Origin of the sequence: Paenibacillus sp. GCM10023252, from assembly GCF_042653305.1 — a bacterium.
Lineage (GTDB): Bacteria > Bacillota > Bacilli > Paenibacillales > Paenibacillaceae > Pristimantibacillus.
This window is the reverse complement of the sequence record NZ_JBHSHW010000008.1, coordinates 77,814-89,811: the sequence shown is the minus strand read 5'-3', so window position 1 is coordinate 89,811 and position 11,998 is coordinate 77,814. Positions and strand designations below refer to the sequence as shown.

Annotated in this window: 13 protein-coding genes; 10 read left to right on the top strand and 3 right to left on the bottom strand. The window is 54.6% G+C overall.

Going from position 1 to position 11,998, the window contains the following annotated elements:
* Positions 1 to 37 precede the first annotated feature (37 nt).
* Both xylA and xylB read left to right on the top strand, forming a co-directional pair.
* Positions 38 to 1,351, top strand: a complete 1,314-nt coding sequence (gene xylA, locus ACFO9Q_RS05360) for a xylose isomerase (protein ID WP_379179470.1) — start codon at positions 38 to 40, stop codon at positions 1,349 to 1,351.
* A 20-nt stretch (positions 1,352 to 1,371) separates the two neighbouring features.
* Positions 1,372 to 2,868, top strand: coding sequence for a xylulokinase (gene xylB / locus ACFO9Q_RS05355; RefSeq protein WP_379179468.1), 1,497 nt, complete (start codon positions 1,372 to 1,374; stop codon positions 2,866 to 2,868).
* 444 nt (positions 2,869 to 3,312) lie between these two features.
* On the opposite strand, the gene ACFO9Q_RS05350 is transcribed toward xylB, so the two are convergent.
* Entirely contained in the window at positions 3,313 to 4,224 is a 912-nt protein-coding gene (locus ACFO9Q_RS05350; protein WP_379179466.1) for a PAS domain-containing protein, read from the bottom strand.
* A 233-nt stretch (positions 4,225 to 4,457) separates the two neighbouring features.
* On the opposite strand from ACFO9Q_RS05350, the gene ACFO9Q_RS05345 reads away from it, so the two are divergent.
* Entirely contained in the window at positions 4,458 to 4,865 is a 408-nt protein-coding gene (locus tag ACFO9Q_RS05345) for a hypothetical protein (RefSeq protein ID WP_379179464.1), read from the top strand.
* Between the two features lie 172 nt (positions 4,866 to 5,037).
* On the opposite strand, the gene ACFO9Q_RS05340 is transcribed toward ACFO9Q_RS05345, so the two are convergent.
* Positions 5,038 to 5,505 (bottom strand): hypothetical protein, encoded by a 468-nt coding sequence (locus tag ACFO9Q_RS05340; RefSeq protein ID WP_379179462.1) that lies wholly within the window; start codon positions 5,503 to 5,505, stop codon positions 5,038 to 5,040.
* Positions 5,506 to 5,520: 15 nt separating this feature from the next.
* Entirely contained in the window at positions 5,521 to 6,858 is a 1,338-nt protein-coding gene (locus tag ACFO9Q_RS05335; RefSeq protein ID WP_379179460.1) for an NAD(P)/FAD-dependent oxidoreductase, read from the bottom strand.
* 211 nt (positions 6,859 to 7,069) lie between these two features.
* On the opposite strand from ACFO9Q_RS05335, the gene ACFO9Q_RS05330 reads away from it, so the two are divergent.
* The 7 genes from ACFO9Q_RS05330 to acpS all read left to right on the top strand — a co-directional run bounded on the left by ACFO9Q_RS05330 (position 7,070) and on the right by acpS (position 11,995).
* Positions 7,070 to 7,912, top strand: coding sequence for an alpha/beta hydrolase (locus ACFO9Q_RS05330; protein WP_379179458.1), 843 nt, complete (start codon positions 7,070 to 7,072; stop codon positions 7,910 to 7,912).
* A 27-nt stretch (positions 7,913 to 7,939) separates the two neighbouring features.
* Positions 7,940 to 9,592, top strand: coding sequence for an ATP-binding protein (locus tag ACFO9Q_RS05325; RefSeq protein WP_379179456.1), 1,653 nt, complete (start codon positions 7,940 to 7,942; stop codon positions 9,590 to 9,592).
* 66 nt (positions 9,593 to 9,658) lie between these two features.
* Positions 9,659 to 9,793 carry a hypothetical protein gene (locus ACFO9Q_RS05320; RefSeq protein WP_379179453.1) on the top strand — a complete coding sequence of 45 codons (135 nt, stop codon included), beginning with the start codon at positions 9,659 to 9,661 and terminating at the stop codon, positions 9,791 to 9,793.
* A gap of 16 nt (positions 9,794 to 9,809) precedes the next feature.
* Positions 9,810 to 10,184, top strand: a complete 375-nt coding sequence (locus ACFO9Q_RS05315; RefSeq protein ID WP_379179451.1) for a DUF3905 domain-containing protein — start codon at positions 9,810 to 9,812, stop codon at positions 10,182 to 10,184.
* 92 nt (positions 10,185 to 10,276) lie between these two features.
* The gene (locus ACFO9Q_RS05310; protein ID WP_379179449.1) at positions 10,277 to 10,711 is read left to right on the top strand and encodes a BrxA/BrxB family bacilliredoxin; all 435 of its coding nucleotides are present in this window, start codon (positions 10,277 to 10,279) and stop codon (positions 10,709 to 10,711) included.
* A gap of 12 nt (positions 10,712 to 10,723) precedes the next feature.
* Complete coding sequence (nadE, locus tag ACFO9Q_RS05305) at positions 10,724 to 11,536, top strand: ammonia-dependent NAD(+) synthetase (protein ID WP_379179447.1); 813 nt, start codon at positions 10,724 to 10,726, stop codon at positions 11,534 to 11,536.
* 66 nt (positions 11,537 to 11,602) lie between these two features.
* Positions 11,603 to 11,995 (top strand): holo-ACP synthase, encoded by a 393-nt coding sequence (gene acpS, locus ACFO9Q_RS05300; protein WP_379179445.1) that lies wholly within the window; start codon positions 11,603 to 11,605, stop codon positions 11,993 to 11,995.
* The last annotated feature ends 3 nt before the right edge of the window (positions 11,996 to 11,998 follow it).

Below are 11,998 nucleotides of genomic sequence, written 5' to 3'. Positions count from 1 at the left end.
TTCATCAATAGGATCTTAAGGGAGGATATGTACAGTTATGACATACTTCAACAACATCGATAAGATTGAATTCGAGGGCAAGGGCTCCGACAATCCGTTCGCATTCAAGCATTATAATCCGAAGGAAGTAGTAGGCGGCAAGACGATGGAGGAGCATCTCCGGTTCGCAGTCGCTTATTGGCATACTTATGTGGGCAACGGTTCAGATCCGTTCGGGGCAGGCACGGCGCTTCGCGGCTGGGACCAGTATTCAGGCCTTGATCTGGCGAAGGCTCGCGTAGAAGCGAACTTCGAATTCATGGATAAGCTGAACATTCCTTACTACTGCTTCCATGATCGCGACATCGCACCGGAAGGCGAGACGCTGCAGGAGACGAACAAGAATCTGGATATCATCGTTGCCCAATTGAAGGAACAGATGAAGGCGACTGGCAAGAAGCTGCTCTGGAACACAGCGAACATGTTCACGAACCCGCGCTTCGTTCATGGTGCAGGTACGGCCGTTAACGCAGATGTCTATGCTTATGCCGCTGCCCAAGTGAAGAAGGGTCTGGAAGTCGGCAAGGAGCTTGGCGCGGAGAACTATGTATTCTGGGGCGGACGTGAAGGCTACGAGACGCTGCTCAATACCGATATGGCGCTGGAGCAGGACAATCTGGCTCGCTTGTATCAGATGGCAATTGCTTATGCCAATGAGATTGGCTTCGATGCACAGTTCCTCATTGAGCCTAAGCCGAAGGAGCCGACGAAGCATCAGTACGACTTCGATGCGGCGACTACGATTGCTTTCTTACAGAAGTATGGCCTGAAGGATCACTTCAAGCTGAACCTGGAAGCGAACCATGCGACACTGGCTGGCCATACGTTCGAGCACGAGATTCGTGTGGCAGCGATTAACGGGATGCTGGGCTCGCTAGATGCGAACCAAGGCGACCTGCTGCTCGGCTGGGATACCGATGAGTTCCCGACCGATCTGTACTCCACGACCTTGACCATGTATGAAGTGCTGAAGGCTGGCGGCATCGGCCGCGGCGGCGTGAACTTCGATGCGAAGGTTCGCCGTGGATCGTTCGAGAGCGACGACCTGTTCCTCGCACACATCGCTGGTATGGATACATTCGCATGGGGCCTGAAGGCTGCAGTGAAGCTAATTGACGGCAACGTGCTTGACGGCATCGTAGACAATCGCTACCGCAGCTTCAAGGAAGGCATCGGCGCGGATATCGTATCCGGCAAGGCTACACTGGCTTCTCTAGAGCAATATGCGTTGCAGAACAACCCAATCAAGCTCGAATCCGGCCGCCAGGAGCGGATCAAGCTTGTACTGAACGAAGTTATCTACAGCGTCTAATACGGGAGGGTCATCTGAGCATGAGCTATGTGATAGGGATTGACCTGGGAACAAGCGCCGTCAAGGCGCTTCTCCTGAACCGTAACGGCTCTGTAGTCGCTGAGGCTTCACGCAGCTATGGGCTGCTTCACGAGCATTCCGGCTGGAGCGAGCAGCTGCCCGATGATTGGGTGGAAGGGACGATAGCTGCCCTACGTGAGCTTGCTTCTGCTGTTGGGGTGAACGCCTCTGAAGTGGAAGGGATCTCCTTCTCCGGACAGATGCATGGATTAGTGCTGCTGAACAAGGAAGGCAAGCCCGTTCGCAATGCCATTCTGTGGAATGACACGCGGACAACCGAGCAGTGCCGCGAGATTGAGCGGGTGCTGGGCAGCAAGCTGCTGGGCATTACCCGCAATCCGGCACTCGAAGGATTCACCCTGCCGAAGATTCTATGGGTTCGGCAGCATGAGCCGGAAGTGTTCGCGGAAGGCTCGCTCTTCCTGCTGCCGAAGGATTATGTGCGCTACCGGTTAACCGGCGAGCTGCACATGGATTACTCCGACGCGGCAGGTACGCTGCTGCTCGACGTTGCAGGCAAGGCTTGGAGCGGCGAAGTGCTGGAGGCGTTCGGCCTGCCGGCCTCCTTCTGCCCGCCGCTTGTCGAATCCCATGGCCATGTCGGCAATCTGTTGCCTGACATTGCCGAGCGTACAGGCCTGCCGGCGAGCGTGAAGATCTTCGCCGGCGGGGCAGACAATGCATGCGGCGCGATAGGGGCCGGCATCCTGTCGGAAGGGCTGACGCTGTGCAGCATCGGTACCTCCGGTGTTATCCTGTCCTATGAGAATGACAAGGACAAGGACTTCGGCGGCAAGGTGCACTTCTTCAACCATGGCAAGCAGGACGGTTACTATGCAATGGGGGTTACGCTGGCTGCAGGATATTCCTTAAGCTGGTTCAAGAATACCTTCGCTCCGAACGAGTCATTCGACGAGCTGCTGGAGGGTGTTGATGCGGTGAAGCCGGGGGCAGGCGGACTGCTCTTCACGCCTTATCTGGTTGGCGAGCGGACGCCTCATGCAGACGCGTCGATACGGGCATCGTTCATCGGTGTGGACGGCTCGCATGAGCGCATTCACTTCGCACGCGCCGTCATGGAAGGCATCACCTTCTCCTTGAACGAGTCGGTAGACCTGTTCCGTGCGGCTGGCAAGAAGGTGGACCGCATCATCTCCATCGGCGGCGGTGCGCAGAATCCGGTCTGGCTGCAGATGCAGGCCGACATCTTCGGCGCTGCGGTCGTTGCGCTGGAGAATGAGCAGGGACCAGGCCTTGGCGCTGCGATGCTCGCCGCTTACGGCAGCGGCTGGTTCGGTTCGCTCGAGGAGTGTGCGAATAAGTTCGTGAAGCATGCGGCTGTCTATGAGCCGATTGAGGCTAACGTCCGCGCGTACGAGGGGCTGTTCCGCCTCTACCAGCAAGTGTACGCGCAGACGCGCAGCTTGAACGAGGGACTGGCCGCTTACCGCGGGTAGGGATTGAGTGAGCCTTGACGAGCGATCGGCCGCGTGCCACGTGAATTCGTTCGAGAGGCCTAGGCTTATGCATGCTGTGTCCCGAATGAGACGATGAGTAAGCCTTGACGAGTGATTGGCCGCGTGCCGCGTGAAGGCGTTCGAGGGACCTAAGCTGATGCATGCTGAGTCCTCAATGAGAATATGAGTATGCCTTGACTGCGATTCTGCATGCCAAGTGTTGACGCTGAGCGGGACTGTACATGTTGCTTTCCACCAGCCGCGTGCGGGGATTAGGTTTGTGTAGCTCGCGGTATGCGGTGTTTGAGTAGATGAAGCTTTATGGTGATTTGAGTTTATTTTTTGTAGGTTGCAAGTCCTTGATGATGAGTTGTCTGAGACATGCGCGAGTTGTTATTGACCGCTCTCCCGGCTAAGCCGTGAGGCGGTCTCTTTTTTTGGTAACTATCTCTTGAAGCTGCTCCATATCGACTCAGGCTTCACCCCTAGCTCGCCGGCTATTAGTTCTGCTGTGAGCCGCTGGGGCTTTTTTATTTTACCATTGCGGATCTTGGATATGGTGGTCAGTGAGATGAGCGTCGACTGAGCGAGCGAAGTGACAGACATGTTCTTGCTGAGCATGAGCATTCTCAGCTTATAAGAGGGATCCTCCTCTTGGAGGTTGAGGCTTAGGTCGGTCAGAATGACAGCGAAGCTGTGGAAGCTCCGGTTCCCGCGGTAGAATGGCTTCACGATGGCGCTCGTAATGTATTCATTGCTATCATAGCGCAGTCTGAACTGTACTTGCTCCAATGTTCCATTAACCTTCGCATATTCCATTACACGCCTCAGCAGCTTCCGATCCTGTTCAGCAACGAGCTCGAGTGCGGGCAGGTTAATGAACTTGGATGTATGGTGGCGGACAGGTGCATAGTAGCGGGTTAATGACGAGATTCGATAGTGCTCCGATATCCGGACAGCCATGGCGATCTTGTGATCTATGGCATAGTCTTCGATCCATCTGTCCATGGTCAAGTCCTTGCAGATTAGTACATAGTACGTGCGAGATTCCGTCTGCAGCTTCCGATAGGAGAGGCGAACATGAACCGAAGTCAGCGACTTCGCGATGATCATCCAGTCGAACTCCATACCGCTATCCTCTTCATCTGTTAACTGGTTCATAATCTGCTCGAAGGACAGTCCATCTCGGAACAAGCCGGCTGGATCGGTAGCTTCCAGCTCTTGTTTTTTGTACCCTGTCAGCTCCAGGAAGGCTTGATTGGTGTCGCGAATGTACCAATGCATGTAATCATACTCTAGGACAACCATAGGGTCAGCTAGTAAATAAAAAATATTGTCCACATTCTCACCTTCCATCTAAGAAGTAACCTCTTACACAACATTATCTCTTAATGTTAATTATATTGACATGAGTCCTACATAATGAATTATGCAAAAAAAATGTCGAAAACACAAGCCATTCTACCTAAGGGTTATATGGGGAGGTGGAGGTGCATTTTATGCGAGGAGAATGGGTATTGTATCCAGTAGCAGCTGTCTTGTGAAAATAAGGGGCGAAGAATGATCGTCTAAGGGAGAAGTGGATAGCTATGAGCAGTGCTCTATTATTCGAATTCACTGATGAGGCAAGTGCGCAGATCGCCGCGGGGACGCTTGCTGAGCTGGGGTATGAGCTCGTGCAGCACGATGGGCAGAGGCTTCATGTACATGTGGAGGAGCGAGATTACACGTCAGTGGTTGAGATTGCGCAGGCCAGCGGCGGGCAGCTGTCTGCTCAGTCACTCATCCGCAGCACAAGTCTGCTCGACAGCGCCTACAGTATGGATGCGATCACGATTCCGTATCATGTGGTCAATGAAGATTGGTCAGAGGACTACGCGGTGCCGAACCAAGTGGCATCGGAGCTGGGCAATCGGAGCGGTGACATGGAGGAGGATGAGGAGTTCCTGCTGAGCGAGGAGAGCTATGATCATATGTCTGGGGATGTGCACATCTAGGGGCAGGGTGAAAATTGTCGGCCGCGTTGCGCGGGCGCGTCGCGAAGATGCGGCGCTATGGCGCAGGGAAGGCGCGCTTCGCGGTCTGCAGCGCCAGAATGTGGCGCTATAGCGCAAAGCAGGCCCGCTTCGCGAGCTGCAGCGCCAGAATCTGGCGCTCGCGCTTCGTGCCCTACAGCATCACAATGTGATGCTGCAGCGGCAAACTAGCCTCGCCAGCGGCCTGTAGCATCACAATGTGATGCTGCAGCGGCAAACTAGCCCCGCCAGTGGCCTGCAGCATCAGAATGTGATGCTGCAGCGGCAAACTAGCCTCGCCAGCGTCCTGCAGCATCGGAATGTGATGCTGCAGCGTCGAACTAGCCTCGCCAGCGGCCTGTAGCATCACAATGTGATGCTGCAGCGGAAAACTAGCCACGCCAGCGGCCTGCAGCATCAGAATGTGATGCTGCAGCGTCGAACTAGCCACGCCAGCGGCCTGTAGCATCACAATGTGATGCTGCAGCGGAAAACTAGCCACGCCAGCGGCCTGTAGCATCACAATGTGATGCTGCAGCGTCGAACTAGCCACGCCAGCGGCCTGCAGCATCAGAATGTGATGCTGCAGCGTCGAACTAGCCTCGCTAGCAGCCTGCAGCATCAGAATGTGATGCTGTCAGCTCCTCCCGTCCATGCTCTCGGCCGCGCTCCTGCCGGCATTGTAGCCGGTCGTGAACGCAGCGGTAATGTTGTAGCCGCCAGTATAACCGTGGATGTCGAGCACTTCGCCGCAGAAGTACAAGCCTGCTGTGAGCTTCGATTGCATCGTCTTCGGATCAACCTGCTTGAGATCAACGCCGCCCCCGGTTACAAAAGCCTCCTCCAACGACAACGTACCGTCTACGTTAACTGGGAATGCCTTGATCCTGCTAGCCAGCTGAAGCCAAGGGCCCTTGGCGATGTGATCATAAGTGGTGTCGCCGCTTATGTCGCATTCCCTCAGCAGGAACTCTAGCAAGCGTTCCTGCATGTAGCCGCGGAGCACGTTCTTCACGGCCTTCTTCGGTTCAGCCTTGGCTAGCGCAAGTGTCTCGTCATACACTTCCGCTTCGGACTTATCCGGCATCATATCAATGGTGAGCCGAACGGTTCCTCCCGCGCCGCCAGCCGCGCCGCCAGCCGCGCCGCCAGCCGCGCCACCGCCGCTGCCGCTCACGAGGGCGGCGGCCTGCTTACGCAGCTCCTTGACGACGAACTGACTGCAGCGAAGGGCCGCTGGTCCTGACAGCCCGAAGTGGGTCATGATCATATCCCCCTCATGGGTAATGAGCTTCTTCCCCTTCGCATTCCATACGGTCAGCTCAATGCCGCGAAGCGAGAGCCCCTGCAGCTCCTTGCTGCGGATCCATCGCTCGGAGGAGGTAAGAGGGACCTCGGTCGGATACAGCTCAGTGACCAGATGCCCTGCCTTCTCCGCCCAGGGATAGCCGTCACCGGTGGAGCCGGTATGGGGGACGGACTTGCCGCCGGTCGCGATAATGACAGCCTTCGAAGCGATACGCTCCCCGGTTGTTAATCTAATACCTGCTGCCCGGTCCCCTTCATACAGCACCTCCGCAACCTTCTCGTTCGTCCGAATGCGCACGCCTTGCTCTCGTACTCTGCGCACCAGCGCGTCCACGACCGTCTTCGCCTTATCCGATACCGGGAACATCCGTCCTCTGTCCTCTTCCTTAAGTGCAATGCCCATCCCTTCAAAAAAATCAATAATATCCCGGTTGCTGAACGTGTTCAGCGCACTGAACAGAAATCTGCCGTTCCCCGGGATATGGCGAATCAGCTCATCCTTCTCCTTGGCGTTGGTGACGTTGCACCGCCCTCCGCCCGAGATGCCCAGCTTGCGTCCGAGCTTATCGCCCTTATCTATAAGAAGCGTACTTGCGCCATGCTCGCTTGCGGCAATCGCAGCCATAAGTCCGGATGGGCCTCCGCCAATAATAATGATGTCGTACATGCTATGAACACTGCCTCTCCTTAGGTAAGTGGTGCGAATACATGAAGTTATGGGGTATATTTTATAGAGATGGAGTGCAATTAGCAATGAACGGCCGCAGTTAACAGGCGGAGTTCGTTAATAAAATAATATGAACTCGCTGTACATAATGGGTTATAATGGGATGAGTTAGAGATGCAACGTGATATTCCTACGCAGGAGGGACCGACGAATGATGGACCATACCGAATGGCGCTTCGATGGATCGGATGGAACAAGATTATACATACAGGAGTGGCTTCCGCATAATCAACCCTCGCGAGGAGTTGTCGGCATCATACACGGAATGGGTGAGCACAGCGGCCGATATCAGCCTGTTGCTGATCGGTTGACCGCCGCCGGCTACGCGGTACTTGCGTATGACCAGAGAGGGCATGGCCTCTCTCCAGGCAAGCGCGGTCACACGTTCCCCATGGCAGCAGTAACCGGTGATGCTGATGCGTTCCTGAGGCATGTCATTGATCGACATCCTCTGCTTCCTCGCTTCCTATATGGACATAGTATGGGTGGTAATGTAGCTCTTAATTATGCTCTGCGCTACGAGCCTGATATTGCGGGGCTTGTGCTGACTAGTCCGTGGCTGAGGCTTGCATTCGAGCCTCCTGCTATTCGAGTATGGGCAGGCAAGCAGATTGCTAGAGTGTGGCCTTCGTTCTCCCAATCCACCAGATTGAAGTCGAGTGATCTCTACCAATCTCCGCCAGTGAATCCTGAGAAGCTAGCTGATGGACTGCGTCATGAGCGAATTACCGTCGGCACCTATATTGCTCTGCATGCAGCGGGAGAATGGGCAATGAGCAACATTGATCGTCTTCAATCTCCACTGCTGCTCATGCATGGCACCGGGGATCGAGTTACTTCATACGAGTGCAGCGGGCTAGTTGCTGAAGCTCTGGCAGATCGCTGCACCTTCCGGAAGTGGGATGTCAGTGACCACGAGGTTCACAATGGGAACAATCGCGATGAGTTCCTGCAAGCTATTGTTGAGTGGTTGGATCATAGGGTTAGAACCTGAACTTAAGGTTAGGGGGATTCGTTGTCCGTGCTAATCGACTTGCTGCTCCAGACCATCCTGTCGCTTATTCCAATGTTCGCGTTCCAGCTATGGTTCGACCGTTCCCCCAGAGCTAGAAGCATCCCTATCTTCATGGGCCTAATGTGCGGGCTAGCCATGATATTATGCATGGCTGCTGCCCCTTCTTCGGAATTCAATATGGATTACCGATTGATTCCTTACCTCATTGGAGCCTTGTATGGCGGGCTGCCTTCTCTTATCCTTCTTACTGCGATTTACGTGGGGTATCGGATGCCAGCTATGGACCATCCAACTGAACTTATTATTCTTTTCATCTTTGTCGCTGTCATGTTCACGGTGCTGCACATGTCTACAAGACATTTCCAGCAAGCGAATCGTGCCCGCAAGCAGCGCATGGCTCTCCTTCTATTCAGCGTGACCGTACTCTTCTATCTATTGTCCGTTGTCTATGCCACTGCCCGCGGTGATATGATTTGGGACGGTCCACTTATTACAAGTGTAGTCCTTGGTATTACAGGAGCGTATGGCATCGTATGGCTCTTCATCTTCACGTTGGAGAGCGTGATTGAGAAGCAGCAGCTTCAGCAGAAGCTGGAGTATCTTACCGTCCGCTATCGGGACGAGGTGGACAAGCTGCAGCAGTTCATTGATGAGACGACCTTCGGAGTAGTCATTGTCGATGTAGAGGGGCAAGTAACACAGATTAACCGAATGGCCATGGAGCTATTCAAGCTGAAGGGCAGCCGGATGAGCAGCCAGGACTGGGTGGGGCAGCCTTTCCACGAGATGATTGACAGAGAGCAGTACGAGATGTGTGTGCAACTCATTGTGCAAGCGCTGTTAGGGAATAATAAGAAGTCAGAGCTATGGATTGCCGATGAGAAGATCTACCTCAGAACCGCGTTCAGCATTCGGAATGTGGACAACAAAGTGACGGGTGCTGCACTTACTGCCTATGATATAACGGAGCTCAGCCAGCTGCGTGATGAAGTGGGGAAGATGGAACGGCTCAGTCTGGTTGGTCAGATGGCAGCCAGCATTACGCATGAGATTCGCAATCCGATGGCCGTCATCCGCGGCTTCGTTCAACTGATGCAGGAGCGCAGTCCGGATAATCAGCGGGAATACTTCCGGATTGTGATGGATGAGCTGGACCGGGCTAACAGTATTATTAATGACTTCTTGTCCCTTGCCCAGAACAGGGTCGTTGAGATGAAGGAGCTGTCTCTTCACCATATATTGAACGATCTGTATCCACTCATGCTCGCAGATGCCAATATGCGCGGGCAGTCGATTGAGCTTGGACTCTGCGAGCATATGCCTACCTACTCCTTCAATGAGAAGGAGATGAAGCAGCTGATCCTTAATCTGGCTCGTAACGGAATGGAAGCGATGGGAGATAAGGGAGTGCTTCGCATCCATACCGATGTTAAGGATGGACATATTGAGCTGCGGGTCATGGATGACGGGGTAGGCATATCGAAGGAGCAGATGCGTTCGTTGTTTGAGCCTTTTTTTACAACGAAGACGAGGGGTACAGGGCTTGGGCTTCCTCTATGCCTGAGTATCGTAGAACGGCATGGCGGCAAGATCGAGGTGGAGTCCGTGCAGGGTGAAGGGACAATCTTCGTCGTGACATTCGCCAAGCTTGCCTCATAATGGAGCAGTTCGTCGTACATACTATAGCGGAACGGCAGCTAGGTATGATTGACGAAGGAGGCACGAATGATGAGCAGACAAGAGCAGCCGGAAGGCGCAAGCAAGAATAGTTCGGGCAATCAGAAGAAGGGCCGAGAGGCTGAGCCGGGCAGCAAGGGCTACGACAAGAAGCTTGACGGCCCGAATCGTCCATCCGTCTAGGCGGAGGGGATACAGGTTGAGCAAGCGTGATGATTCTTCATTAGACCCATTCGAGATCGAGTTCCTGCCTGAGTTCCGCGAGGGTAGAGGACCTGAGGAGCCGTTCGTGAACAAGCATGGTGTGGTCATTGGGGATCATGAGTACGAGTCGCTGGAGTCGCCGCTGAATCAGTGGTCGGCGGAAGTCGACCCTGCGGTTATGGCGGGGGATGAATGGGTACATCCGTACAAGGATATCGGATTCAGGACGATAGAGAACCGAGAGTACTTCGAACAAGGGATCGTGCCGCAAGCTGGAATGTTCATGCATCCGGATAAGAACACGGCATATGGAACAGGCGAGCCTGATTCTGAGCCGGGGCGGCAAGAGGAAGAGAAGCAGCCGGAGTAGCTTATGCTCCGGTTTTTGCTTTGCATTCTGTAGGGCTGGGGGTATAATAGTAGCTACAATTAAGTAATTCATCTAATAAGGAGTGTTGTGGAGTGTCCATGCAATTCGAACGATATATGCTAGATATGGTGCAGCCGATGCGCGATGATCTGACTCGCCTCGGAATTAAGGAGCTTCGTACCCCTGAGGAAGTTGTTGCAGCTCTGCCTGACGCTAAGGGAACTGCACTTGTTGTTATTAACTCCGTATGCGGCTGCGCTGCCGGTCAGTGCCGTCCAGGTGTTGCTGAAGCGCTGGCTCATGATGTAACACCGGATCACCTGTACACGGTATTCGCTGGCCAAGATAAGGAAGCTACAGCTAAGGCACGCGAATATCTCGCACCGTATCCGCCATCTTCACCTTCCATCGCACTGATGAAGGACGGCGAACTGGTGCACTTCATTGAGCGCCACCAGATTGAGAATCGTTCCGCGGGCGAGATTGCAGCAGACCTGACAAGCGCCTTCGATCGGTTCTGCCGATAAGCGAGGGATGGCATGAGCAGCTTACAGCGTGAGATTATTGAGCGGCTGGGTGTCCAGCCGCAGATTGATCCGAGTGTGGAAGTTAGGAGACGCGTTGACTTCCTGAAGGAATATGTGCGGAAGGCCGGCACGACCGGCCTGCTCATCGCAATCTCCGGCGGCATCGACAGCGCTGTAGCGGCGGGCCTGTGCAAGCTGGCAACGGACGAGCTGTCTGCAGAGAGCGGCCGGGAGTATATGACGCTAGGCGTATTCCAGCCATACGGCGAGCAAGTGGATATTAGCGACAGCTATGCGGTCGCTGAGGCGTTCGGCCTGAAGCATAAGGTGGAGACGAACATTGCTGAGGCGGTAGATGAGATTGCGCTTGAAGTGGAGCACAGCTTCAAGTCGATTGATATGCCCCGGCATATTAGCCGCGGGGGCAAGGGCAATGTGAAGGCAAGGACGCGGATGGTGATGCAGTACGCCCTTGCTTTTGACCTCAATCTGCTCGTTGTAGGCACGGACCACGCTTCGGAAGCGATCACAGGCTTCTACACGAAGTGGGGCGATGGAGCGGTCGATATTACGCCGCTTAGCTCGCTGAACAAGCGCCAGGTTCGATTGCTTGCGGCCGAGCTGGGTGTTCCTCGGAGCGTGCTGGATAAGGCTCCCACAGCTGGACTCTGGGAAGGGCAGACGGATGAGGATGAGCTGGGCATCAAGTATGATGACAACAGCGACTACCTCGAAGGCAAGGATGTTCCTGCTGAAGTGCGTGAGAAGCTGGAGAAGCAGTATCTCAAGACCGAGCACAAGCGGTCGGCTATCCCGGGAATATAAGAGGCTCGACTTGCTGAATCAGTTCTGTGTAACGTCAGCTTCATAGGATAAGGGCGGTGCTGACGGATGATTATTGGGATTGGGCATGATCTTGCAGAGGTAGAGAGATTCAGCGCGTTGCTGCAAGGGAAGCAGCAGAGCAGGTTCATCAATCGAATCCTTACAGGCAGCGAGAGAGAGCTTGTCCTAACGATGCAAGGGGAACGGCTGGCACAATTCGTTGCCGGCCGATTCGCGGCTAAGGAAGCCGTCGTTAAGGCGCTTGGCTGCGGAATCGGCAGGATCGTGGGCTTCGCTGATATGGAGATTGCACGAGGCGCGGCGGGCGGTCCAAGCTGTCTCTTGTCCGATTCGGCATGGGCGAGATTGGAGCTTGAGCCGCAGGCGACTTCCATCCACGTCACCATCACGCATGAGCGGAATATGGCCAGCGCCTTCGCCGTCATTGAGAGGCGTTAACCA